Origin of the sequence: Candidatus Endoriftia persephonae (assembly GCF_023733635.1) — a bacterium.
GTDB classification, from domain to species: Bacteria; Pseudomonadota; Gammaproteobacteria; order Chromatiales; family Chromatiaceae; genus Endoriftia; species Endoriftia persephonae.
This window is the reverse complement of sequence record NZ_CP090569.1, coordinates 33,742-58,311: the sequence shown is the minus strand read 5'-3', so window position 1 is coordinate 58,311 and position 24,570 is coordinate 33,742. Positions and strand designations below refer to the sequence as shown.

Annotated in this window: 24 protein-coding genes; 12 read left to right on the top strand and 12 right to left on the bottom strand. The window is 60.9% G+C overall.

From position 1 onward, the window contains the following. Position 1 precedes the first annotated feature (1 nt). Complete coding sequence (locus tag L0Y14_RS00250) at positions 2 to 1,432, bottom strand: lipopolysaccharide biosynthesis protein (protein ID WP_251859234.1); 1,431 nt, start codon at positions 1,430 to 1,432, stop codon at positions 2 to 4. 177 nt (positions 1,433 to 1,609) lie between these two features. On the opposite strand from L0Y14_RS00250, the gene L0Y14_RS00245 reads away from it, so the two are divergent. After that, a complete protein-coding gene (locus L0Y14_RS00245) occupies positions 1,610 to 3,520 on the top strand; it encodes a polysaccharide biosynthesis protein (protein WP_006475150.1) in 1,911 nt (636 codons plus the stop codon). Positions 3,521 to 3,529: 9 nt separating this feature from the next. Here L0Y14_RS00245 and L0Y14_RS00240 read toward each other — a convergent pair whose 3' ends face one another. Genes L0Y14_RS00240 through gpmI form a run of 5 tightly spaced genes read right to left on the bottom strand, consistent with a single transcriptional unit; the run spans position 3,530 to position 9,013 of the window. After that, on the bottom strand, positions 3,530 to 4,078 hold the full coding sequence (locus L0Y14_RS00240) for a DJ-1 family glyoxalase III (RefSeq protein WP_039960330.1): 549 nt from the start codon (positions 4,076 to 4,078) through the stop codon (positions 3,530 to 3,532). Next, complete coding sequence (locus tag L0Y14_RS00235; protein WP_005964241.1) at positions 4,006 to 4,848, bottom strand: divergent polysaccharide deacetylase family protein; 843 nt, start codon at positions 4,846 to 4,848, stop codon at positions 4,006 to 4,008. Before L0Y14_RS00235 ends, L0Y14_RS00240 begins: the two co-directional genes overlap by 73 nt. Before the next feature lie 3 nt (positions 4,849 to 4,851). Next, positions 4,852 to 6,186, bottom strand: a complete 1,335-nt coding sequence (locus L0Y14_RS00230) for a S41 family peptidase (RefSeq protein ID WP_005964242.1) — start codon at positions 6,184 to 6,186, stop codon at positions 4,852 to 4,854. Beyond that, complete coding sequence (locus L0Y14_RS00225) at positions 6,183 to 7,457, bottom strand: murein hydrolase activator EnvC family protein (protein WP_006475149.1); 1,275 nt, start codon at positions 7,455 to 7,457, stop codon at positions 6,183 to 6,185. The genes L0Y14_RS00230 and L0Y14_RS00225 overlap by 4 nt, the downstream gene beginning before the upstream one ends. A 5-nt stretch (positions 7,458 to 7,462) precedes the next feature. Next, positions 7,463 to 9,013, bottom strand: coding sequence for a 2,3-bisphosphoglycerate-independent phosphoglycerate mutase (gpmI, locus tag L0Y14_RS00220; protein ID WP_005964245.1), 1,551 nt, complete (start codon positions 9,011 to 9,013; stop codon positions 7,463 to 7,465). Between the two features lie 336 nt (positions 9,014 to 9,349). On the opposite strand from gpmI, the gene L0Y14_RS00215 reads away from it, so the two are divergent. The 6 genes from L0Y14_RS00215 (at position 9,350) to L0Y14_RS00190 (ending at position 14,949) form a co-directional block, all read left to right on the top strand. Then, entirely contained in the window at positions 9,350 to 9,595 is a 246-nt protein-coding gene (locus L0Y14_RS00215) for an ArsR/SmtB family transcription factor (RefSeq protein ID WP_232432860.1), read from the top strand. 126 nt (positions 9,596 to 9,721) lie between these two features. Beyond that, the gene (locus L0Y14_RS00210; RefSeq protein ID WP_005964253.1) at positions 9,722 to 10,138 is read left to right on the top strand and encodes a rhodanese-like domain-containing protein; all 417 of its coding nucleotides are present in this window, start codon (positions 9,722 to 9,724) and stop codon (positions 10,136 to 10,138) included. Positions 10,139 to 10,168: 30 nt separating this feature from the next. Beyond that, positions 10,169 to 10,639: a protein-export chaperone SecB gene (gene secB, locus L0Y14_RS00205; RefSeq protein ID WP_005964255.1), complete on the top strand. Its 471-nt coding sequence runs from the start codon at positions 10,169 to 10,171 to the stop codon at positions 10,637 to 10,639. Positions 10,640 to 10,645: 6 nt separating this feature from the next. After that, a complete protein-coding gene (locus tag L0Y14_RS00200) occupies positions 10,646 to 11,653 on the top strand; it encodes an NAD(P)H-dependent glycerol-3-phosphate dehydrogenase (protein ID WP_005964257.1) in 1,008 nt (335 codons plus the stop codon). Positions 11,654 to 11,884: 231 nt separating this feature from the next. Continuing rightward, the gene (gene asnB / locus L0Y14_RS00195) at positions 11,885 to 13,741 is read left to right on the top strand and encodes an asparagine synthase (glutamine-hydrolyzing) (protein ID WP_006475148.1); all 1,857 of its coding nucleotides are present in this window, start codon (positions 11,885 to 11,887) and stop codon (positions 13,739 to 13,741) included. A gap of 17 nt (positions 13,742 to 13,758) precedes the next feature. After that, positions 13,759 to 14,949 (top strand): glycosyltransferase, encoded by a 1,191-nt coding sequence (locus L0Y14_RS00190; protein ID WP_005964268.1) that lies wholly within the window; start codon positions 13,759 to 13,761, stop codon positions 14,947 to 14,949. Here L0Y14_RS00190 and trmL read toward each other — a convergent pair. After that, positions 14,933 to 15,397, bottom strand: a complete 465-nt coding sequence (trmL, locus tag L0Y14_RS00185) for a tRNA (uridine(34)/cytosine(34)/5-carboxymethylaminomethyluridine(34)-2'-O)-methyltransferase TrmL (protein WP_040819750.1) — start codon at positions 15,395 to 15,397, stop codon at positions 14,933 to 14,935. The genes L0Y14_RS00190 and trmL overlap by 17 nt on opposite strands. Positions 15,398 to 15,433: 36 nt before the next feature. On the opposite strand from trmL, the gene L0Y14_RS00180 reads away from it, so the two are divergent. Together L0Y14_RS00180 and L0Y14_RS00175 are read left to right on the top strand one after the other, a co-directional pair. Further along, a complete protein-coding gene (locus tag L0Y14_RS00180) occupies positions 15,434 to 16,402 on the top strand; it encodes a dihydroorotate dehydrogenase (protein ID WP_006475146.1) in 969 nt (322 codons plus the stop codon). A gap of 71 nt (positions 16,403 to 16,473) precedes the next feature. Further along, a complete protein-coding gene (locus L0Y14_RS00175; protein ID WP_005964277.1) occupies positions 16,474 to 17,733 on the top strand; it encodes an HDOD domain-containing protein in 1,260 nt (419 codons plus the stop codon). Here the strand turns inward: L0Y14_RS00175 and L0Y14_RS00170 are convergent. Together L0Y14_RS00170 and L0Y14_RS00165 are read right to left on the bottom strand one after the other, a co-directional pair. After that, positions 17,730 to 18,752, bottom strand: a complete 1,023-nt coding sequence (locus L0Y14_RS00170) for an AI-2E family transporter (protein WP_040819736.1) — start codon at positions 18,750 to 18,752, stop codon at positions 17,730 to 17,732. The two genes, L0Y14_RS00175 and L0Y14_RS00170, sit on opposite strands and share 4 nt — an antisense overlap. A 3-nt stretch (positions 18,753 to 18,755) precedes the next feature. Next, positions 18,756 to 19,154: a hypothetical protein gene (locus L0Y14_RS00165; RefSeq protein ID WP_006475144.1), complete on the bottom strand. Its 399-nt coding sequence runs from the start codon at positions 19,152 to 19,154 to the stop codon at positions 18,756 to 18,758. Between the two features lie 126 nt (positions 19,155 to 19,280). Here L0Y14_RS00165 and L0Y14_RS00160 point away from each other — a divergent pair, with 126 nt between their 5' ends. Beyond that, positions 19,281 to 19,895 (top strand): methylthioribulose 1-phosphate dehydratase, encoded by a 615-nt coding sequence (locus L0Y14_RS00160; RefSeq protein ID WP_006475143.1) that lies wholly within the window; start codon positions 19,281 to 19,283, stop codon positions 19,893 to 19,895. Positions 19,896 to 20,079: 184 nt separating this feature from the next. Here L0Y14_RS00160 and cysC read toward each other — a convergent pair whose 3' ends face one another. After that, positions 20,080 to 20,694, bottom strand: coding sequence for an adenylyl-sulfate kinase (gene cysC / locus L0Y14_RS00155; protein WP_006475142.1), 615 nt, complete (start codon positions 20,692 to 20,694; stop codon positions 20,080 to 20,082). Positions 20,695 to 21,018: 324 nt separating this feature from the next. Between cysC and L0Y14_RS00150 the strand changes: the two genes are divergently transcribed. After that, the gene (locus tag L0Y14_RS00150; RefSeq protein ID WP_006475141.1) at positions 21,019 to 22,215 is read left to right on the top strand and encodes a TraB/GumN family protein; all 1,197 of its coding nucleotides are present in this window, start codon (positions 21,019 to 21,021) and stop codon (positions 22,213 to 22,215) included. Here L0Y14_RS00150 and L0Y14_RS00145 read toward each other — a convergent pair. Both L0Y14_RS00145 and L0Y14_RS00140 read right to left on the bottom strand, forming a co-directional pair. Continuing rightward, positions 22,208 to 23,425 (bottom strand): multifunctional CCA addition/repair protein, encoded by a 1,218-nt coding sequence (locus L0Y14_RS00145; RefSeq protein WP_006475140.1) that lies wholly within the window; start codon positions 23,423 to 23,425, stop codon positions 22,208 to 22,210. The genes L0Y14_RS00150 and L0Y14_RS00145 overlap by 8 nt on opposite strands. Further along, the gene (locus L0Y14_RS00140) at positions 23,425 to 23,904 is read right to left on the bottom strand and encodes a DUF4124 domain-containing protein (RefSeq protein ID WP_006475139.1); all 480 of its coding nucleotides are present in this window, start codon (positions 23,902 to 23,904) and stop codon (positions 23,425 to 23,427) included. Before L0Y14_RS00140 ends, L0Y14_RS00145 begins: the two co-directional genes overlap by 1 nt. A gap of 190 nt (positions 23,905 to 24,094) precedes the next feature. Between L0Y14_RS00140 and L0Y14_RS00135 the strand changes: the two genes are divergently transcribed. Continuing rightward, entirely contained in the window at positions 24,095 to 24,418 is a 324-nt protein-coding gene (locus L0Y14_RS00135; RefSeq protein ID WP_006475138.1) for a PilZ domain-containing protein, read from the top strand. The last annotated feature ends 152 nt before the right edge of the window (positions 24,419 to 24,570 follow it).

The following is a 24,570-nucleotide window of genomic DNA, read 5'->3' as shown; positions in this document are numbered from 1 at the left end:
GTCAGGCATCACTTTTTACCCTGCGCCAGCGTCTTGCCAACTCATAGGTGAGGTTACCCGGATTAAACAGCAGCAGCATCACCCCATAAACCACCAGTCCGCACAACACTCCCAGCAGCAGACCAACCACCCCCGGCGCAAAGCCGATAATCCACAGCACCCCCCCCATCATCAGGGTCGCAGCGGCTATTTTAATAAAATCCTGTCGAGGGAAGGGCAGCCGGAAGTGGCGGCGTCCAAGCAAGGCGCTGATCACCACCGCGGTCAGTGCAGCTGCGACACTGGCGATAGCTGCCCCCTGCATTCCCATCTGCGGAATCAGCAGCAGATTCAGCAGGATATTCACCGCTGCCGCCGCCCCCGCAGCCCACACTTGACCCAGGGTGTTGCGCTGTAGCTGGAACGAGAGGTCGAAATAGCCCGCTTTGATGCTTAACAGAAAGGCCGACAGGGCGATATAGGGTATCAGCTCCGCCCCCGCTGTGGAAAAATCGCGCCCCAACACCACCGCTGCCAGCCCCTCTGCCAGCACGATGATGCCTGCGCTGCTGGGTAGCCCCAGCCCGAACAACAGCAGAAAATGGTGTCGGATACGCGCCCTGGCGGCCTCCTCACCCTGGTTCTCAAATGCCTGCATGATCAGCGGATAGGCGGCCAGGTTAACCACCACCATGAGTAGCGGCAGAGAGTACTGCACCAGATTGTCAGCGGCAGAGTAGATGCCCGCCTCGCTGTCACCACTGATCGCCGAGAGCATGATCCGGTCGGTCACCGAGACCAGCGTCAGCAGCACAAAGTTAACCGCCAGCGGCCAGCCAAAATGGCCCAGCTCACGTAGCCGGCTGGCGATGTGCGGCCCTGGACGGATCATTTCACGCCAGAGTCGAAGATTGATAACACTACCCAACAGGGTAGCGAGTAACAAACCCATTAACAGGGCCACCACACCATCATAACCAGCCTCGATCAGCGCCAACGAGATCAGCAGCGCAGCGACCGACTTGACCAGGCTGGTCACCCCAAAACGGGCTGGTCGAGCACCGGAGCGCAGTAACTCCAGGGTCATCTCGAATCCACCCAGCGACCACATCAGCAACAGCGCCAGCAACACCAACCAACCCCCATCGGAGAACCAGACAAGCGCGCCGACAAAGGGCAATACCCCCAGCAGACTCGCCGTCACAAAACCGATGAGAATGGCTTGGCCCAACCCCTGGGCCGGATCTGGGTAGCGTGGACGCAGCCGGGTGATGCTTACCCTGAGCCAGTAATAGAGGAAAATGTTGAAGAAACTGACCAGCGAAAAGATTACCGAAAAACGACCATACGCCTGGGGATCCAGCAGCCGAGTGTAGAGGATCAGCGCCAGCAGATTGATCAGGCCCGGGCCGAATTTGGCAAAAAAATAGATCAGCGTGTGTCGAAGCAGCATAATATCTCTGTGATCGCAGCCAGACTGTGGCAGCCGCCCTCGTCCAATTGGGGCGCGCTGTAGCGACCGGGGGCTCTGTCTGTGGCAGAATCATCAGCCGCTGAGCCAGGCGAGCCATCGCATCATGTAGAGGCCGCCGCCGATGATACCCGAGCGAAGAGTCACACAGGAAGCGCCATGCCGCATCTGATCAATTTCATCCCGCCGCGCTTTCGCTCCACTGGCACCGCTTTTCTGCATGATCTGCTGATGGTGCCGCTGGCCTGGCTGGGTGCCTACTGGCTGCGCTTCAATCTGGAGACAATCCCCGACGACTATCTCCAGGCCGGGCTGTTTGCGCTGCTGATCTTGCTGCCGGTACAGGCCGCCACCTTCCTCTTCCTCGGGCTCTATCGGGGCATCTGGCGCTTCTCCTCACTGCCCGACCTGCTGCGCATCCTCAAAGCCATCGTCATCGGTACCGCGATTGCTATGGTGATCCTGTTCCTGATCACCCGCGGCGTCGGCATCCCCCGCTCGGTGCCTTTGCTCCACGCGCTGCTGCTAGTGATACTGCTGAGCGGGCCGCGCCTACTCTACCGCTGGCTAAAGGATCATCACCTCTACCTCTCCGCCGGTCAGCGAGTGCTGATCGTCGGCTCCGGCAAAGCCGGTGAGATGCTCACCCGCGACATCCTGCGCAATCGCCGCGAGGCATTCCAGCCGATCGCCTTCGCCGATGACAACCGTCGCCGCCACAAGCGCGAGATCCACGGCATCCCGGTGGCTGGCGCCTGCCAGCAGATTCCCGGCCTGGTCCGCGAGCACGAGATCGACCTGATCATGATCGCCATCCCCTCCGCCACCTCCAAGCAAATGCGCCGGGTGGTGGAGTATTGCGAACAAGCCGGCGTGCCCTTCCGCTCGGTGCCGCAACTGCAGGATCTAATGTCGGGCAATGTACAGATCAACCAGCTGCGCGAGGTCAGTATCGAGGATCTGCTCGGCCGCGAACCGGTCTCCCTCGACTGGCCGGAGATCCGTCAGGCGCTGGCTGGCAAACGCATCCTGGTCACTGGTGCCGGCGGTTCGATCGGCTCCGAACTCTGCCGTCAGCTCGCCGCCCTCGGCCCGGCGCAGCTGGTGCTGTTCGAGAACAGTGAGTTCAACCTCTACACCATCGAGATGGAGCTGCGCCAGCACTTCCCACAACTGAATCTTGCCTACCAGCTGGGGGATGTCACCGACGCCGCCTATCTCAACCACGCCTTCGACCAGCACCGCCCACAAGTGGTGTTCCACGCCGCCGCCTACAAGCATGTGCCGATGCTCGAGCCACAGCTCCGCCAGGCGCTGCGCAACAACGTGCTCGGTACCCAAAACGTCGCGCTGGCGGCACACCGCTGCGGCTGCTCCGACTTTGTGCTGGTCTCCACCGACAAGGCGGTCAACCCGGCCAACATCATGGGGGCAAGCAAACGCGCGGCGGAGATCTTCTGTCAGAATCTGAACCGACAGTCGCAGACCCGCTTCATCACGGTGCGCTTTGGCAACGTGCTCGGCTCCGCCGGTAGCGTGATCCCGCTGTTTCGTCAGCAGATCGCCAGCGGCGGCCCGCTCACCGTCACCGATCCGCGCATGGAGCGCTACTTCATGACCATCCCCGAGGCCTGCCAGCTGATCATGCAGACCATGGTGCTGGGGCAAGGCGGTGAGATCTTTGTCCTCGACATGGGCGAGCCGGTGAAGATCAGCTATCTGGCAGAGCAGATGATCCGCCTCTCCGGCAAAACCCCCGGCGAGGATATCGAGATCGAGTACATCGGCCTACGGCCCGGCGAGAAGCTCTATGAGGAGCTGTTCCATGAGAAGGAGCAGCTGGAGGGCACCGCCCACGAGAAGGTGCGGCTGGCGCGCCACCGGCAGGTCGAGTGGATGGCACTGAACGCCACTCTGGAGCAGATCACCGCCGCCTGCGAGGCGATGGATGAGGCGAAGCTGCTGGAGCTGCTGCACCAGCTGGTGCCGGAACATGGCCCCAAGCCGGAGCAAGCGAAGAAGAGCGACTCCGCCGAGGTGATCTATCTCAACTCATCGCCGCAGAGTTGATCCGGCAGATCAACGCACCAGCCCCGCCTCAACCTTGTCTCGTGTCTCCTTGCCCACCAGCCGTTCGATCAGCACCAAAGTGAAATCTATCGCGGTACCCGGCCCGCGCGAGGTGATCACCCTGCCGTCGGTCACCACCGCCTCGCCGCTCAGCCGCACCTGTGTCAATCCCAGCGCCTCCAGAGTTCCCGGATAGCCGGTCGCCTCGCGTCCATCCAGTAGGCCAGCGCTGGCCAGCACCTTGGGCGCGGCGCAGATCGCCGCAGTGTAGCCACCGGCGTCGGCCAAGCGTTGCAGCAGGGAGTGAATGCGCGGGTCATTATTGAGGTGGTCGGCGCCCGGCAAGCCACCGGGCAGTACGATCATGTCGAACCGCTGATCCAGCGCCTGGTCGAGGCTGGTGTCGGGGATGATCTTCAGGCCGCGGGAGGCGAGCACCGGTTCTGCATCCAGACCGGCCGTCACCACTTCCACACCGGCGCGAGTCAGTAGATCTGTGATGGTGACGGCTTCGAGCTCTTCACAGCCTTGGGCGAGGGGGACGAGGACGCGTGCCATTGGCTTCTCCCTTGGTTGATAAGTTGTGACACTGGCACCAGTCGGATGCCCTGCTGCTCCAGTTCAGGCAGTAGCGCTTCCAGCACCTCAAGGGTCTCCGGATGGGGGTGAGCGATGCCGATCGCGTGGCCCTGGCTGCGGGCAAGCGCTAGCAGCCGCTTGAACTGGGCACGGATGGCCTCTGGCTGCCGCAGGTTGTCGAGAAACACATCCCGCCGGCCGGTGGCAACCAGATTCTCTTGAGCCGACTGTTCGGCGAGGGTTTTGTCGGTGGTGCGGCTGTCGAGAAAGAACAGCCCGGTGTCGCGGATCAACGCCATGAATTGCTGCATCGCCACGCCATCTGCGGTCATCATGCTGCCCATGTGGTTGTTGATGCCCGCCAGATGGGGCACCGAGGAGACTGCTGCAGCCAGCACCTCCGCCTGCTCCTGGCTTGTCATCCCAGTGAGCAGGGCGCCCTCACCAAGGGGCAGCGCCTCAAGCGACTCCATCGGCAGGTGCAGCATCACCTCCCGCTCCAGGCGATACGCCTGATCCGCCTGCTGACGCGCGTAGGGAGTGTGGGGCAGAAAAGAGTAGGTGACCTTGCCGGGCAGCGCCAGGGCGCGCTCGCCACGCTGCATCAGGTTACCCATGTCATCGATGATCAGCGCAACCAGCGGCGGATCATCTTCTGCAGGCACCTCAGGCTCAGCCGCCACCACTGCGCTGCACAGCAGCAGAGCGAGCAGGCTCAGGAGCGTGCGTGGCAGCTTTTTCAGCAACATCGATCAACCCGCATCGGGCCGATTGAAGATCGCCAACCCTTTGAGCAGATTGAGCGCTTCGTTGAGCTGATAGTCCTTTGCCAGCAGCGCGGCAATCGCCTCCTGGTCATCCTTATTACGCTTCTCCGCCCTTTTCTTCTTCCCTTTGGCGTCACCATTGCCGTTCGATAGATGACCGGAGAGGTCGGCCTCCTTGAGTGGCGAAACGCCATTGTTCTTCACCTTGGCAATCTCTACATCCTGCAGCTCGATGTCAGGCTTAATCCCCTCCGCCTGGATCGAACGGCCGGATGGAGTGAAGTAGCGGGCAGTGGTGAGCTTGACCGCGGAGACCTTGTTGACCGGGATGATGGTCTGCACCGAGCCCTTGCCGAAGGTGGCGCGCCCCATGATCACCGCCCGGTCGTGATCCTGCAGCGCACCGGCCACAATCTCCGAGGCAGAGGCGGAACCGGCGTTGACCAGCACCACGATCGGTGCGCCGTTGAGCACATCGTCCGGGGCCGCCTCAAAGCGCAGCGCCGAGTCATTGATGCGACCCTGTGTATAGACGATCAGCCCCTCTTCGAGAAACGCGTCACTCACTGAGACTGCCGCGTTGAGCACCCCACCAGGGTTGTTGCGCAGATCGAGCACCAGCCCTTTCAGTGGTCCGCCCACCTTGCTCTTCATCTTCTCGATCGCCTTCAGCAGGTCATCCGTGGTGTGGGACTGAAACTGGGAGATCCGCACATAGCCGAAGGCATCTTCCAGCAGCCGGCTCTTGACACTGGTGACCTTGATGATATCGCGCACCACCTCAATCTTGAGCGGCTGCTCCTGGCCTTCACGTACAATGGTCAGGATGATCTTGGTACCGGGCTTACCACGCATCAGCTTGACTGCGTCGTTCAGGCTCATGCCCTTTACCGGGGTCTCGTCGAGACGCACGATCAGATCGCCGGCGCGCACCCCGGCACGCTGTGCTGGGGTGTCATCGATCGGTGAGACCACCTTGACGAAGCCATCCTCCATGCCAACCTCGATGCCCAGGCCGCCGAACTGGCCGGTGGTGCCGACCTGCAGCTCCTTGTACTCATCCGCGTTCAGATAGCTAGAGTGGGGATCGAGACCGGAGAGCATGCCGCGGATCGCGTACTCCAGTAGCGTCTTGTCGTCCACCGGCTCAACGTAGTTAGCCTTGATCCGGCCGAAGATCTCGGCAAAGGCGCGTAGCTCTTGCAGTGGCAGCTCGGCAGTCGGCCTTTCCGGCTGCTGCGCAGCGGCAACAGCAGAAAGCTGGCCCATGCTGATTGCCATCAGACCCACCAGGAAATTACGTACCTTAGCTGACTTCATGCTGCTCTTCTCAGTTGATCGGCCCGGCCGGAGCGGGGCGCTATACCATGTTCATCTGCCACCCGGGTCTGTGGCGGCTCGACCAGCCAGCCAACCCGGTTGCCGCGACTGCGCCGGCACCATTTTTTCGGATTGACTGCGCGTCCATTGTGGCGGATGGCGAAATAAACGCCAGGGCTGGGACGGCCACCACTACTGCCAACCAGGGCCACTACCTCACCCGGCTCGACCCATTCCCCGGTTTCTTTAAACAGGCTCTGATTATAGCCATAGAGGCTCATATAACCGTCGCCGTGGTCGAGAATCAGCAGCAGGCCAAAACCACGCATCCAGTCGGCGAAGGCGACCCGGCCACGATGTACCGCCTTCACCTCGCCCCCTTCCGGGGCGGCAATCACCACCCCATCCCACTGCAGCTCACCCACATTCCGCGGCGAACCGAAACCTGCCGTGAGTCGTCCGCGCGACGGCCACTGCAGTTTGCCTTTGCGGACGCTAAAGGGTTTCTGCTGCATCGGATCGACCGGAATGTCCGCCAGTGCCTGCTGCAGGCTGGAGAGCAGCGAGCTGAGCTGAGTTTCATCCTCCTGCAGTTGCGACAGCTCCACCCCCTTGCTGGCGAGCTGTCTGTTGAGAGAGGCAATGAGCTGCTCGCGGTCCCGTTTCGCCAGTTCAAGCCGTTGTTGTTCCGTGTTTGCTTTGGCCTGCAACTGCTGCAGCCGCTGCTCCTCCTGGACGATCTCCTGCTCAATCAGATTGAGCCGTTGCAGCACCTCGTGGATCTCTGCCATCTGTTTAAGGCGCGCGGCATTGAGATAATCGTAATACACCATCACCCGACTGACCACGGCTGGATCCTGCTGACTCAGGAGGATCTTGATCTTCTCCTGGCGTCCCATGGCGTAGGCAGAGCGGATCTGTCGCTCCACGCTCTGGCGGTGTTTGTCGAGCTGCAGGCGGGCATCGGCGCGTTGGCGCTCCAGCTTGCCCATCCGCCGCTGCTGACGTTTCAGGCCAACCTCGATGACTCTGACCCGACGCGCCAGGGCACCGATGTGCTGATCGGTCTCGCGCAGGGCGATGTTCTGCTGCTGCTGTCGGCCCTTAGTCTGCTCCAGTTTCGACTGCAGCTCTTTGATGCGCGATTTGATCAGCTGCAGCTCCTCGGTTTTTTCCTGATAGTCGGGCTGTGCAGCCGACAGTGGCATGCCGCAGGCCAGCCCCAATCCGACTAGCAGCAACCAAGCCAAGCGCGCCAGCTCCGGTCTCATCCCCACTACTCGGCTTCAAACCGCACCAGGGGATGCCCATTCATCTCCGTCGGCTGCTCCACCGCCATCAACTTCAGCATGGTTGGCGCGATGTCACAGAGCGCGCCGCTCTCTTCCAGCTCCGCCTCACGTCCGACATAGACCAGCGGCACCGGATTGGTGGTGTGGGCAGTATGCGGCTGGTGGTGGTCGAAATCCTCCATCTGCTCTGCATTGCCGTGGTCGGCGGTGATCAGCATCTCGCCACCAGCCCGGTGCAGGGCTTTCTGCACTCGTCCCAGGCAGTGGTCAATGGTTTCAATCGCCTGCACCGCGGCCTCCATCTTGCCGGTGTGCCCGACCATGTCAGTATTGGCATAGTTGCAGATGATGGCGTCGTATTTGCCGCCTTCGATCGCCTCCACCAGGTGGTCGGTCACCTCCTCGGCGCTCATCTCCGGACACAGGTCGTAGGTCGCCACCTGCGGCGAGGGCACCAGGATACGATCCTCTCCCTCGAACGGCTCCTCCCGCCCACCGTTGAAAAAGAAGGTGACATGGGCATATTTTTCGGTCTCAGCGAGGCGCAGCTGGCGCATACCTAGGCGCGCCATATATTCGCCGAAGACATTGTTCAGGCGCTCCGGCGGGAAGGCCACCGGAATATCGAACTTCTTGTTGTATTGGGTGAGGCTGACAAAGGAGTGGATCTTCGGCCGGCTTTTGCGTTCGAAACCGTCGAAATCATCATCGATAAAGGCCTGTGTCAGCTGACGCGCCCGGTCGGAACGGTAGTTGACGAAGATCACCACATCGCCATCTTCGATCTTTACCGGGGTGCCTCCCGGCGGCACGATCGCCGTCGCCTCGACAAACTCATCGGTTTCCTCCCGCGCATAGGCATCCCGCAGCGCTCGGCAGGCGCTCTCCGCCTGGTGGATCCCCTCACCGCGGGTCAGCAGATCATAGGCGGCCTCGATGCGATCCCAGCGGTGATCCCGGTCCATCGCATAGTAGCGACCAATGATACTGGCGATCGAGCCATGTCCCAGCTCATCGAAACAGTCATTCATCGCCCGAATCGAGGCATTCGCGCTCTTCGGCGGGGTATCCCGGCCATCCAGAAAGGCGTGTACGTAGGTGCGTGTCGCGCCCCGCTCCACCGCCAACCGGGCCATCGCGTGAATGTGCGCCTCGTGGCTGTGCACCCCGCCCGGCGAGAGCAGGCCGAGGATATGCACTGCCTTGCCCTTTTCGACGGCAGCATCCACAGCGCTGGTCAACGTCTGATTGTTGAAAAAGGAGCCGGTCCGGATGGAGCGCCCTACTCGGGTAAACTCTTGATAGACGACCCGCCCGGCACCCAAGTTGAGGTGCCCGACCTCCGAGTTACCCATCTGCCCGCCGGGCAGGCCAACCGCCGCACCAGAGGTGCGTATCAGGGTGTGGGGATACTCTTTCCAGAGCCTGTCCCAAACCGGTGTCTTTGCCGAGTTTATGGCATTGGCTTCAGTCGCTTCCCGATATCCCCAGCCATCCAGGATGAGGAGAACGACGGGTTTTAGCTTGTCCGTCATGAGCGGCGTTTAACCTCGTTTTGCTTCCCGGGCGCTGATCACCCGTGCTACAGAAAATTCGTTATTAAGGCACTTATTTAGGCGGCATACAACACGCCAATAGAGAGGGGAACTCCATCAAAGCGTGGAATCGGCAAGATCCAGCAGAAAATCTGGGGCTTCTCAAGCCCAACATAAACAGCGTATTATTGTATTAGACAATAATTAAGGCGTAACTCGATGCAACAGAAATTTGGTAAACCGAGCAAACCCGTGTTGGAAGCCGATACCGATGCTGTCGACACTCTGTTCGCCACTGATGACGATGTCGATCGGGCCTCGCGCTCACTCAAGGCCATGTCCCATCCACTGCGGCTAAAGATCCTCTGCACCCTCGGGGACCAAGAGGTCAGCGTGCAGGAGATCGTCGACCAGGTCGGCACCTCGCAGAGCAACATCTCCCAGCACTTAGCGATCCTGCGCGACAAAGGCATTCTCGCCTCGCGCAAGGACGCCAACCGGGTCTACTACCGGGTCAGTGACTTCCGCACGTTGCGGCTGATCGGCATGATGCGGGAAGTTTTCTGCACCCACAGCAGCTAAGGGGTTTCTGGATCCCAACTTGATCGAAACCCATCTCAATAATCCTCCCGGTGCGACTTAACCGGGAGCGACTCCTGTTATACACTGCCGTCACTTTTTCCAAGCGTTTTCTTTCTGAGGCTTTGAATGGATCAACTCATCGAGTTCGTCACCAACCACTGGATGCTGGTACTCCCCTTTCTGCTCGTCAGCGGCCTGCTGGTACACAACCTGCTGCAGGGCGACAAGGGCAGCGTCGATCCGGTTGCCGCCACCGAGATGATCAACCGGCAGGACGCGCTGGTACTCGACGTGCGTCCCGCCGCTGACTTTCACAAGGGCCATATCATCAACTCTCTCAACATCCCGATGAATGGCTTCAGCAACCAGCTCGCCACCCTCGAAAAACACAAGCAGCGCCCGATCATCATCGGCTGCCGCTCCGGCGCCCAGTCCGCCAGCGCCTGCCAGATCCTGCGCAAACAGGGCTATGAACAGGTCTACAACCTGCGCGGTGGCATCCTTGCCTGGCAAAGCGCCAATCTGCCGATCACGCGCAAGTAACACAACTTAAAGTAACCAGGAGCAGTTCCCATGACAGACCAGGAAGCAAACCAGCAGCCACAGCGCGAGCTCTCCCTGCAACGCGTCTACCTCAAAGACACCTCTTTTGAGACCCCAAACTCCCCGGCAATCTTCCAGCAGGAGTGGAAGCCGGAGACCAACATCAACATAAACAGTGAGGTCAACACCCTCACGGATAGGATCCACGAGGTGGTGCTGACTGTCACCGTCACCACCAAGCTGGGTGAGCAGACTGCCTATCTGGCCGAGGTGCAACAGGCCGGCATCTTCAGCATCGGCGGCTTTCCGGATCAGGAGATGGGCCCGCTGATGGGCTCCTACTGCCCCAACCTGCTCTTCCCCTACGTGCGCGAGGCGATCTCCGACCTGGTCACCAAGGGCAGCTTCCCACAGATGGTGCTGCAACCGATCAACTTCGACGCGCTCTACGCCCAGCACCAGCAGAAGATGGCAGAAGCAGGCGGCGAAGCCACCCACTGAGCTTCAGTGAACCAGGCGCGCAACAAGATCGCCGTACTTGGCGCCGGCTCCTGGGGGAGCGCGCTGGCGATTCTGCTTGCGCAAAACGGCTTTGATGTGCCCCTCTGGGGGCATCTCCCAGCAGATATCGAACAACTCGCACGGGAGCGCCAGAACCAGCAGTTTCTGCCCGGCATAGAGTTTCCCGACAACCTCCAGCCCACCACCGATCTGGCGCAGTCGCTGGATGGGGCCGACGAGGTGCTGCTGGTGGTACCGAGCCACGCCTTCAGTGCCGTGCTCAACCAGATCAAACCGCTGCTCGACCCGGCCACCGGCATCTCCTGGGCCACCAAAGGCTTCCAGCCCGGCAGCCAAAAACTGCTCTCCCAGGTAGCGGCAGAGATACTCCCCGAACACGATCTGGCAGTGCTCTCCGGCCCCACCTTCGCCGGAGAAGTGGCCCGCGGCCTACCCACCGCGATCACCGTAGCCGCCTCCAACCCAGCCCACGCCGAACGGCTTGCGGCCTACCTGCACGCCCCCTGGTTCCGCGCCTACACCAGCGACGACATGATTGGCGTACAGGTCGGCGGCGCCAGCAAAAACGTCATCGCCATCGCTGCCGGCATCGCCGACGGCCTGGGGTTTGGCGCCAACACCCGCGCCGCACTGATCACCCGCGGCCTGGCCGAGATCATGCGCCTCGGCATCGCCCTCGGCGGCAAACCGGACACATTCATGGGGCTGGCCGGGCTTGGCGATCTGGCCCTGACCTGCAGCGACAATCAGTCACGCAACCGCCGCATGGGGCTGGCGCTAGCCAAGGGTTTGAGCGTCGAGCAGGCGCGTGCAGAGATCGGTCAGGAGGTGGAGGGGATTCAGACCGCACAGGAGGTATTCCTACTGGCCCAGCGCAGCGGCGTGGAGATGCCGATCGCCGAGCAGGTCTACCAAGTCATCTATCGGCAACTCGACCCGCGCAGGGCGGTGCACAATCTGCTCGAGCGGCAACAAAAAGCAGAATCGAACTAAGAAGCCTCCACGCGAATCATCAACAAGCGTCTTGCAGCCGCTTCATCCAGAGGCTCCCACCTGAGCAGAATTCCCGGCGCTTACCCCCCCTGGGAATCCAGGTAGTATGGACCAGGTCTTATCCTTTTCTCCCCGCATTGCCGATAACCAGCGGATGCGGTATAACCGGCGCGGTCAACCGGTCAACCACCGGGCGCCCTGCCATCCAGAAAAATAAGGGACGATTTATACATGTGTGGAATCTGCGGCATCTGCCACGACTCTGTCGAGCGCCCCATCGAGCGCCCTATTCTACAGGAGATGAACGACAGCCTAATCCACCGCGGGCCGGATGGTGAAGGGCTGTTTGTCGAGGGCAACATCGGTCTTGGTCACCGCCGCCTCAGCATCATCGACCTGGAGGGCGGCGACCAGCCGATCTTCAACGAGGATCGCAGCATCGCCATCGTCTTCAACGGCGAGATTTACAACTACAAGGAGATCCGCGAACAGCTGCTGAAGAACGGCCACCAGTTCAAGACCCACTCCGACACCGAGGTGATCGTGCACCTCTATGAGGAGCGCGGCATCGACTGCCTAGAGGCGCTCAATGGCATGTTCGCCTTCGCCATCTGGGACAAAAACCGCCAGCGCCTGTTCATCGCCCGCGACCGGCTCGGCGAGAAGCCGCTCTACTACACCAGCCAGAACGGCGTCTTCGCCTTCGGCAGCGAACTCAAGGCGCTGCTGCGCAATCCAGACGTGAAGACCGAGATCAATCTGGATGCCCTCGACGACTTCCTCGCCTACGGCTATGTGCCGGCACCGCGTACCATCTACCAGAATATCCACAAGCTGCCGCCGGCCCACTTCCTGATCTGGGAGCGCGGCGAGATCAGCACCATCCGCTACTGGACACCGCACTTCGCACCCGACACCACACCCAGAAGCGATGACGACTATCAGGCTGAGCTGGAGGCGCTACTCGACGACTCGATCCGCATCCGCCTGCGCAGTGACGTGCCGGTCGGCGCCTTCCTCAGCGGCGGCATCGACTCCAGTCTGATCGTGGCGCTCGCCAGCCAGCAGCTCGATAAGCCCCTTGAGACCTTCTCCATCGGCTTCTCGGAAGAGGATTTCGACGAGTCGGGCTTCGCCCGCATCGTCGCCGAAAAATACCAGACCAACCACCATGAGCTGATCGTCGACAAAATTAGCCTGTTAATGTTTCCCAAACTGGTAGCCCACTTCGACGAACCCTTCGCCGACGCCTCCTCGCTGCCCACCTACTTTGTCACCCGGGAGGCAAGCAAACACCTGAAGGTCTGCCTCTCGGGCGACGCCGGCGATGAACTGTTCGGCGGCTACGAGCGCTATCGTTGGGAGTCCCACGAGCAGCAGATGGACCGCCTCCCTAACGCAGTCCGGCGCGGCGTGCTAGGGCCCGCCGCTGGCATGCTCGGCAACCATGTGCAGGGCAAGGGCTGGCTGAGCCGCATGTCGGTGAGCGGCGCCGAACGTTTCCAGCGCAAGGTCGGGCATCTGGAACCGGCCGAGCGGCGTGCGCTGTTCCTGCGCAAACACCGCTCCCATGTCGACCCAGGGGCCTGGTTTTTCGAACCCCACTTCCAATATCCTGGCCTCGACGAGCAGGCGCTACGCATGGCCACCGACCAGGAGACCTACCTCTCGGAAGATATTCTGGTGAAGGTCGACCGCAACTCGATGCTCAACAGCCTGGAGGTGCGGGTGCCGTTTCTCGACCACCGCCTGGTGGAGTTCGCCAACACCCTGCCCACCAGCGTGAAGATCCGCGACGGGGTGCAGAAGTATCTGCTCAAGCGGATGCTCAAGGACAAGGTACCGGACGACATCGTGAATCGCGGCAAGAAGGGCTTTGGCATGCCCCTGAAACACTGGCTGCGCGGCAAATATTACGACTTCACCCGCGAGCTGTTGCTCGCACCCGAGAGCCGCTCGTCTAAATTTTTCGATCAGAACGAAATCCGCCGCCTGATCGATGCCCACCAGAAGAAACAGCGCAACCTGGCCGACCGCATCTGGCCGCTGCTCTGGTTCGAACAGTGGTGCCGCGAGAACAACATCTGAACCCAGGCTAAAGCGATATGAGCGACACAAACAACCGCATCGTCGTCGTCCTGGTAATCAGCAACCTGGAGTATGGCGGCGCACAGCGCCAGATTGTTGAGCTAATCAACAACATGGATAGCAACGCCTTCGATGTCCATCTGGTCTCGCTGTCGGACTATGTGCCACTGGCCGACACCATCAAACAGCGCGAGCAGCGTCTACACATCATCCACAAAAAGTCCCGCTTCGACCTTAAGGTCGCCTGGAAACTCTCACAGCTACTGGAGCAACTGAGAGCCGACATCGTGCACGGCTACCTGTTCGACGCGGAGATCGCGGTGCGCCTGGCCGGCAGACTCGCCGACACCCCGCTGATCGTCGGCTCCGAGCGCAACACCAACTACAGCCTGAAAAAAGTCCAGCGGGCCGCCTACACACTGACCCATTATATGCTCGACCTCTGCATCGCCAACTCCCACGCCGGTGCCAAATTCAACCGCAAGACCCTCAACCAGCCAGAAGAGAAGTACCGGGTGGTGCATAATGGTGTCGACGCCGAGCGCTTCGCACCGCTAGATGCCTCGGCGCTCCGCGAGGAGTTAGGGTTAAACCCCGACACCTTCTACGTTGGCATGTTCGGCAGCTACAAACGGCAGAAGAACCACCCGCTCTTCTTCAAGGCGGTGGCACGCATCCTCGAGAGCCACCCGGATACCCGCTTCATCCTGATCGGCGACCAGCTGGCCCACGGCCTGCACGGCTCCTCCGACTACAAGCAGGAGGTGAGCGAGCTGGTGGATCAGCTCGGAGTGCGCGAATACTGCCACTTTGTCGGCAACCGCGACGATGTGGAGATGCTCTACAACGTCTGCGACATCACAGTGCTGCCCTCCCTCTACGAAGGCACCCCCAACGTGGCGCTGGAGTCGATGGCCTGCGGCGTGCCGGTGGTCGCCACCGATGTCTCCGACAACAGCTATGTGATCCCCGACGACCAGGCGGGCTATGTGGTGCCGCTAGGGGATGAGGCGCTGCTGGCGGAGCGGGTAACCCGCTGCATCGACGATCCTAATCTGCTGCAACGGCTGAAGCAGGGTGCCCGCGACTGGGTGCTCTCAGAGTTCTCCACCCGTCGCCTGGCAGAAAAGACCGAGGCGATCTATCGTGAGGCGCTGGCCACCAAACGCGGCTGGCCCGCCGGAGCGGACCCTATCCGCCCCCGGTAAACCCCTGCTGACGCCACGCTTCGTAGAGGATCAGGGCCACCGCATTGGAGAGGTTCAGGCTGCGCACCTCCGGCCGCATCGGGATGCGCAACTGCTGCTGTTCCGGCAGCGAATCGAGCAGCGCCTGGGGCAGACCGCGGGTCTCCGGGCCGAACAGCAGCGCATCTCCCGCCTCGAACGCCGCCTCAGCATAGTTGCGCCGGGCGCGGGTGGTGCAGGCAAAGAGACGCGGCGGCTGCACCGAGTCGAGGAAGGCCGACAGCGAAGCGTGCTCGCGCAGCTCGGCCCACTCATGGTAGTCGAGGCCGGCACGGCGTAGCCGCTTGTCGTCCAGCTCGAAACCGAGCGGCTGAATCAAGTGTAAACTGCTGCCAGTGTTGGCGCAGAGGCGTATGATGTTGCCCGTGTTGGGCGGGATTTCCGGCTCATACAGCACTACATGAAACACCTCAATCTCCTCCACAAGCAGACGACACAAAACACCATGACGACGCAAACCCCTTCTCCCCTCAACATCGAGTTCTGCGGCATGCCGTTCAACACGCCGATCGTGCTGCTCTCCGGTTGCGTCGGATTCGGCGAAGAGTACACACGGGTGGAGGGCTTTAGCAACCGGGACACCGGCGCGGTCTGCCTCAAGGGCACCACCCTGGAACCGCGCCTCGGCAACCCGCCGCACCGCATCTATGAGACCCCCGGCGGCATGCTCAACGCCATCGGCCTGCAGAACCCCGGGGTCAACAAGGTGGTGGGTGAGATCCTGCCACAGCTCGATTTCGACGAGACCCGATTTATCGCCAATGTCTCCGGTTCATCGGTAGAGGAGTACTACGAGGTGACTCGGCGCTTCGACGACTCCCCCATCGACGCCATCGAGATCAACATCTCCTGCCCCAACGTAAAGGAGGGCGGTGTCGCCTTCGGCAACGACCCGGCGATGTCGGCGCGGGTGGTGGAGGCCTGCCGCAAGGCCACCAACAAGCCGCTGATCACCAAGCTGTCACCCAACCAGACCGATATCGCCGCCAACGCCAAGGGCTGCATCGAGGCCGGCAGCGATGCCTTCTCGGTGATCAACACTCTGATGGGGATGGCCATCGATATCGAGAGCCGCACGCCGATCATCGGCAACAATCAGGGTGGCCTCTCCGGCCCAGCGATCAAGCCAGTGGCACTGCTCAAGGTGCATCAGGTGCACCAGGTCTGCCGTGACCACAACATCCCGATCATCGGCCAGGGCGGCATCAATTGCGCGGAGGACGCCATCGAGTTCCTGATCGCCGGAGCCAGCGCCATCGGCATCGGCACCGCGCTGTTCTACGATCCGCACATCTGCAAAAAGATCAACCAGGGCATCGCCGACTATTTGCAGCGCCACGATCTGACTAGCGTTGACCGGCTGGTCGGGACCCTGCAGTTGCATCAGGCCCGCGCGCCCAAGTGCGGATGTTGAGCCAGGACCGGCTAACACCAAGAGAATCACCACGCTATCGATCTTTTATGTAGAACGGCTACACTTTTTGCATGTTCAAAAATACCGGCAGACACCCCACTCCCGAGCAGCTTAAACGCTTCAATCCACTCTCGGAGCTTACCCCGCAACAGCATGAGCTATTGAGCAACTCACTCGCCATCTATACCGCTAGCGAGGGCAAGCGGCTGCTCAAGCTTGGGGCATCGGAACCCTTCAGCCTCTATCTGCTCAAGGGCAGAGTGAATCTGCACTCGGCAGATGACCGCCACACTAGCGTTGAAGCCGGTTCGACCCAGGCCAGCAGACCGATCGCCCACCTGACTCCCCGTCAGTACGACGTCACCGCAGCCGAAGATGTGGAGTATTTTATGCTCGACAATCAGCTGTTGAACGACCTGATCCTCGACCAGCTGCAGCAGGCGGAGCCCGAGATTCTCTTCCCCAGCGGGCAACACCATATTCCAGCGGAGACCGAAAACGATCTCTCGCAGACCCTGCTGCGCGATCTGGAAGCAGACCAGCTAGTGTTGCCCAGTCTACCCGATGTGGCGGCACGCATCGGCCGCGCCATGGCGTCGGAGTGGGTCGCAGCAGAGAAACTGGCGCGTATCATCGAGTCCGACCCTGCTATCACGGCCAAGCTGATCCGGGTTGCCAACAGCGCTCTCTACCGCGTGATGGCGCCAGTCGACTCCTGCCTTGCAGCGGTAGTGCGACTCGGCAATAACACCACCTACCAACTGGTTCTGAGTTTCGCTCTGCGGGAGCTGTTCCAGGCCCGCTCGCCGCAAATCAAACAGCAGATGGAGGCGCTCTGGCAGCACAGCACCAAAGTCGCTGCAATCTGTTTTGTCCTGACGGATTTTATCAAGGGCTTTGACAGGGAGCAGGCGCTACTGGCCGGACTGATCCATGACATCGGCGAGGTGGCAATCCTCAACTATGCCGAACGCTTCCCCAATGTTGCCAATGACGCCGCTCGGCTCAAGCAGGTGCGCAGCGAGATGCGCGGGCAGATCGGCAGCAGGATCCTGCAGCGCTGGGGGTTTATCGACGACATGGTGCAGGTCCCCACAGGGGCGGAAGCCTGGCTCAGAGATGGCGCTGAGGACGCCGATTACACCGACCTGGTGGTGGTCGCCCAGCTGCACAGCTACATCGGTACTGACTATTTTCTTACTCTTCCCAGCCTGGACCAGATCCCCGCCTTCTACAAACTCGGCCTTAGCGAGCTGACCCCGGAGTTGAGCATCCAGATCCTCGACGATGCCAAAGAGCGCCTCGCGGCGGCCGAGGCGCTGTTTGGCTAGGAGCCTAACAGCTCCGCCGCCAGCTGGGTCTCAAGGCGGCTGGCCAGCACAATCTTCAACACCATGGTAAGTGGCACCGAGAGAAACATACCCACCGGCCCCAGCACCCAGCCCCAGAAAACCAACGAGACAAACACCACCAGCGGCGACAGCCCCAACCCCTTGCCCATGAAACGGGGTTCAATGACATTACCCACCAGGTTATTGATCAGCAGATAGCCGAGCATCACCCACAGGGCATCCATCGGGCCCAGCTGTACCAGTGCCAACAGCACCGCGGGCACCGCAGCGATGATCGAACCAATGTTTGGCACATAGTTGAAGAGAAAAGCAACTGTACCCCAGAGTATCGGGTAATCCACCCCCAGGAACATCAGCCAAAGCGACACCAAGGCACCGGTGAGCAGACTGGTGGTAGTCTTAATCATCATGTAACGCTTGATGTTATCGGTGATAGTGTCTATATGTTCGAGGGCCGACTCGGGCCGCTGCAGCACACTGCGGAGCTTCTCTCGAAAACCGGCGGCCTCCACCAGGATAAAGATCACTGTGATCAGGATGAACACAGCCTGGGTCAACACTCCACCCAGCGCACTCAGCAGCTTGGCGGCCATTCCCATCGCCTTGCCGGGATCGAGATAAGTGCTGAAGGTAGCCGGATCCACCTGCACCCCCTGAGCTGTTAACCAGGCGCTAAAACCGCTGGTCTGCTGTGCCAGGCTCGCCTGGTATTTCGGCAGGTTGCTGGAGAAGTCGTTGACCGCACCGCCGACCAGCCAGGCCAGCAGCGCACCGATGCCGATGATCAATGCGATCACCAGCAGCATCGCCAACCAGCCCGGCAGACCTCGCTGACGCAGCATGAATAGCGGTGTCGCGGCGATCACCGCGACAAACAGAGCCAGCAGAAACGGCACCAGCAGCTCGGTGGCCGCCTTCATCCCAGCCACGAGCAGCACGATCGATGCGCTGACTATAAAGAAGCGTGAAGCAGACGAAAAACCGGCTGGAGATTGCATAGCCTATTTGAACTCGGGGATCGGGCTCTGCAGATGCCAGGTTTTGGTCTCAGCATCATATTTCCAGAGCTGCTGGTCCACCAGTTCGTGTACTACCTGCTCGGTCTCAAAGATATACTGGATCACCACTGTCAGCCCCGCCGTCGCCTCGTCCAGCATCGATGGCCCCTGCACCGTTTCATAGCTGGTTACACGCAAATCCTTGCGCAGCGGTTTATTGGCTGTCTGCTGCTGCTCTGCCGCCAGGAAGCGCTGGGCCCCCACACCAGCGTTCCAACGGATCACCGCCTCATACTTCAGCAGGGTATCCTCTAGGTGCTTGGCCTGCTCACGCTCAGACAGCGTCTTGCAGCCGGCCAGCAGCAAACCTGCCAGCGATAAAATGATAATGATCCGATACATGCCGCAACTCCCAAATGTTCCCTGCCGCATGTTAGTTCACCCACCCCGACACCACCAGGCCCCAGCGCTATCACCACCATGCAAGTCTGTCTAAACTACAATCGATGCTCTATCAGGAGTGCAGTCATGCCATCAGACTTTGAAACCATTGCCCGTGAGTTGATTGAGATCGGCCACCTCTTCCACCAGCGCGGTTGGGTACCCGCTACCAGCGGCAACTTCTCTGCCCGCCTCGACGACGGCAGCCTTGCGATCACTGCCTCCGGCCGCCACAAGGGCCGACTCGATCTAGAGGATATCCTGCACACCGACGCCGATGGCAACACCGACGAGCTGCAGCGCCCCTCCGACGAGAGCCTACTGCATATTCTGCTCTACCACCGCCTGCCGGAGATAAACGCGGTGCTGCACCCTCACACGGTCAACGCGACACTGTTGTCGCGGCTGCATCAGACCCATCTCTCGCTACAGGATTATGAGCTACTAAAGACATTTGCAGGGATCGACAGCCACGATTGTCAGGTCCGGGTACCGATCTTCGCCAATGACCAGGATATTGCGCGGCTCGCCAACCGGGTCGATCGCTACATCGATGCAAACCCCGACCTGGTCGGCTTCCTGATCCAGGGCCATGGTTTCTATACATGGGGCGAATCGATCGACGAGGCGATCCGTCACGTCGAGGCCTTCGAGTTTATGTTTGAGTGTGAGATGCGCCTGCTGAGCGTGAGATCATCATGAGCCATCTATAGCGAACAGGGTGGAGAACCGCAGCAGATCACCACGGCACGGGAGCCGACGTCGACGCCGTCTGGCTGGTGCGGGAGAGTGATGCTCCCGGTCCAGCCGCAGCATACCGGCAGGTCTGCAGTTTTGACGAAATCAGGCCCTGACTCCCCCGCCGGGGAGCCTTCAGTACACCCTCTCAGTCGCCCACCACGTAGTTGGGGATGACACCACGCTCTTCCAGCACGCTGAGAATCTGTGCAATACAATCCTCTAGGGTGTCGATCTCGGTATCGACGGTGATCTCGGGTTTCACCGGCGCCTCGTAGGGAGAGGAGATACCGGTAAATTCCGGGATCTCACCGGCACGAGCCTTCTGATAGAGCCCCTTTACGTCACGGCTCTCGCACTTCTCCAGCGAGCACTTGACATAGACCTCGATGAAGTCGCCATGGGGAAACAGGCCACGGGCGCGCTCACGATCTTCGCGGATCGGCGAGATGAAGGCTGTCAGCGCGATCACCCCAGCATCGACAAACAGCTTCGCCATCTCACCGATGCGGCGAATGTTCTCGGTGCGGTCTTCAATACTGAAACCCAGATCTCGGCAGAGCCCGTGGCGCACATTGTCGCCATCAAACACGTAGGTGTGACAACCACGCTGATGCAACTCCTCCTCCAGCGCATGCGCCAGGGTCGACTTACCCGATCCCGACAGGCCGGTAAACCAGAGCAATTTCGCCTTGTGACGATTCATTTTCTCCCGCCTCTCGCGGGTGACAGTGGCGTGGTGCCAAACGACGTTTTTATCCATATTTAATCGCGTTCTTCAAATAGGTGGACCGATTCCGTGCCTGAATACTTCCTTAAAATCCGCCCGTACGCTAGCAAATTATCCAGGCCAATATAAGTAACGCCCTGCAGGTACCAACGAACCGGAATGGAATTCTTGCGCAGGGTCTCATTTCTTAGCGGCCGCCAGCCTGCTGCCTGTAATCTGAGCCCAACCGATCGGCACAATTGCCCCAGAAATGTCCTGCCGCATTGAATGGCACAGCCCTGCATGAATAGGACGAGATAAAGCCAGGCTCGTAATTCACTGGTATGATGGCTACCTTTTGCCAACCCCAAGAGCACCATGCAGGCAGAGGAACAGCAACCCATCCGTCAGATCCAGCTCGGCGAGAGTCAGCTGACGCTGCTCGGCACCGCGCATGTCTCACGCACTAGCGCAGAGAAGGTGCGCGAGCTGCTGCAGAGTGGCGATTATGACTCGGTCGCGGTGGAGCTCTGCCCCAGCCGCTATAACGCCTTGCTAAATCCCGATGCGCTGGCGCAGATGGATCTGTTTCGCGTGGTGCGCGAGGGCCGCGTCACCATGGTGATGGCTAGTCTCGCCCTGAGCGCCTATCAACAGCGACTGGCGGACCAGTTCGGCATCGAACCCGGTGCCGAGCAGCGTGAGGCAGTGCGTATCGCCCAGGAGTCCAACAAACCGCTGCTGCTGATCGACAGGGAGATCAGCGTCACCTTCAAGCGGGTTGCTAGCAACCTCAGCTGGTTCAGACGCTTCAGTCTGTTTGTTGGCCTACTGGCGGGCATCCTCTCCAAAGAGGATGTGGCGGAAGAGGAGATCGAGCGCCTGAAAGAGGGCGACATATTAGAGACCACCTTTGCCGAGTTTGCCGAAGACCGCCAGGATCTGTTTCTGCCCCTGATCGACGAACGTGACCGCTACATGGCTGCGCGCCTGCGCGAAGAGATCGAACAGCAGGGCCATGAAAACATCCTGGTGGTGATCGGTGCCGGCCATCTGCAGGGGGTGGCAAACTACCTGCAGAGCGAGCCGGAACCCGCCAAGGCCACGATCAAGCAACTCGACTCTCTGCCGGAGCCGAGCCGCTGGCCGAAGCTGATCCCCTGGGTCATCGTCTGCCTGGTGCTCGGCGGCTTTGCGGCTGGTTTTTTCCGCAGCAGTGACCTGGGCTGGCAGCTGGTGCTCGACTGGGTACTGATCAACGGCGGGCTTTCAGCCCTCGGCGCACTGGTCGCAGCGGCCCATCCGCTGACCGTACTGACCGCGTTTGTTGCCGCCCCGCTGACCTCACTCAACCCGGCGATCGGCGCCGGCATGGTGACCGCCGCGGCAGAGCTCTATCTGCGCAAACCAACGGTGGCCGACTTTGGCCGGTTACGCAATGACACCACCCACTTCAAGGGTTGGTGGCACAACCGCGTATCCCGCACCCTGCTGGTGTTCTTTCTCAGCACCCTCGGCTCAGCTGTCGGCACCTATCTGGCGGGCTTTCGCATCTTTGACCGCCTGGTCAACTAACCTCACGGTCGACCCGGCGCATTACCTCCAAGCGCAAGCGGCGCATCGCATCGCCCATCGCCTTACCACTCACCCACTTCGGCAGCTGACTGCTATCCACACTGGCGGCGGCCCGATAGAGCCGTCGCAAACGGTCGGCCTGAGGATAGGTGCGCTGCTCAAACCCCGCCCGCCCACGGAAATCGGCCTCGCAGACCAGTAGAAACGCCTCCAGTCGCTGCGGCCGGCGAAACGCATCCAGTCGCTCCAGCAGCTTCAGGCGGGTGGTGGCTTTCAGCTCATCCAGGTGGTGCAGCTGGCTGTGGTAACGGCCGCAACACTCTGCTAGCTCCTGGTACCGGGTGGGCACCCGCAGACGACGACAGAGTGCTCGCAGGATTGCTACCCCGCGCTCCTCATGGCCATGGTGGCTGGGCAAGATGTGCGCCGGGGTCGATGCCTTGCCGAGGTCGTGGGTAAGAGCGGCAAAACGGATGCTCTGCTCATCCGATAGCCGGGCGGCCTGCGCCAGCACCATCATCGTATGCACGCCGGTATCGATCTCCGGGTGCCAGCGCTCTGGCTGGGGCACCCCCCAAAGGCTGTCCAGTTCAGGCAACAGCCGAGCCAGCGCGCCAACCTCCCGCAGGGCCGCAAAAAACGGCACCGGATTCGGCTCGCCAAGGGCCTTGTCGAGCTCTTGCCAGACCCGCTCCGGCACCAGCTCGTTGAGTTGGCCCGCATCAACCATCGAGCGCATCAACTCCCTAGTCTCCCCGGCGATACGAAACCCCAGAGACGCAAAGCGCGCCATGAAACGCGCCACCCGCAACACCCGGATCGGATCCTCGGCAAACGCCGGTGAGATGTGGCGCAGCACGCGCTGCTCGAGATCCCGGCGTCCACCAAACGGATCGATGAGCTCTCCGTCGTCACTCTCTGCCATCGCGTTGATGGTGAGATCCCGCCGCGACAGATCCTCCTCCAGGGTCACCCCCGGATGGGCCAGGGGCGCGGCCAGAGTCTGGCGAGAACCGCTGGCGGTGCGTGCCAGGGCATACTCGCTACCATCCTGCGGATGGATGAAGATCGGAAAGTCACGCCCCACCTGGCGAAACCCCTGTTGCAGAAGCTGCTCCGGCGTCGCCCCCACCACCAGGTAGTCGCGCTCGGTCACCGGCAACCCCAGCAACCGATCGCGCACCGCGCCACCGACCAGATAGGTCTGCATCAGCGGCCGATGCGCGCCTGTTGCAGACGCTTGCGGGCTGCCGCCACTGCCGCCTCGGCCTGCTCGATGCGCTCAAAGTATTCAGGCCGGATGCGCCGGCCTTTGCCGCCACCGATGGTCTGCCGATCTTCGTCTCGCAACACCCTGGCCTGCTCCAGGCGCTGCTCCGCCTCTTGCAACTGCTGCTCCGCCTGCTCGACCACTCTGGCGCGCTGTTTCCGCTTATATTCGCGTTGCGCAACGGCCTTGTCCGCAGCCCGGCGGATCTCACTCTCTCGCTGCTGCGCCTGCTGCTGTGCTGCGGCAGAGGGTTTAGACTCAACCTGGATGCGCTGTGTCTCGACAGAGTCCGACTGGGGGGTATCGGAGTAGATCACCCGGCCTTCCGGGTCCACCGAGCGGTAGAGCGTATCGGCACTGAGCGACACCGGCAGCAACAGCAGCAGCCAGCCGCATAGTCTGAGAGTTGTTGACATCATCTTCACCCCACTTTTGCAACCGCTCCAGCCGCCAGTCTATCAGAAGCCGCCTACGCCACGGCCACTCCATCGGCTGGGGAAACTAATGCCTGCATTGCTCGATCTCACCCTGGAAGCCTCCCAGCAGGCTGCTACATTATGCCTAAGCATAGATTCCAGATTGTGCAGCCAGAGATGAGGAGTAATAGTGATGCTTGACTACGCCGAGAAGCGGGACTTCGTGCGGATGGAGATGGATTGTCCGGCGCGTTTTCGTATCAGCGGCCAGCCGCAATTGGCGACCGGCATTGTTAGAAACCTGAGTAGCAGCGGTTTGCTGCTGGAGTTTGACCAGGAACTGGCGACTGGCACGGAACTGGCCTTGGAGATACTACCAGGCAAATCGATTACCCCCCCCTTTGCGGCCATCCTCAGCGTAATCCGCAGCAGCCCCATGGAGCACGCGAATTTCAGCATCGCCTGCGCCATCGAACGGATATTGGGAGAGAAGGATACCGGCCCCGACTTTCCCTGATCCTGTCCGCCTCCCAAGCCGCTTCAATCGACTGCCCGGGTTAGTTGGGGCGCAGCTTTCCATGTTTGGGATCAATGCATGCCGACAGGAGTTTTAATATACAATACCGACTTGCCCGCACGCCATGAGTGATGCGGGCGTTTTTCGTTTTG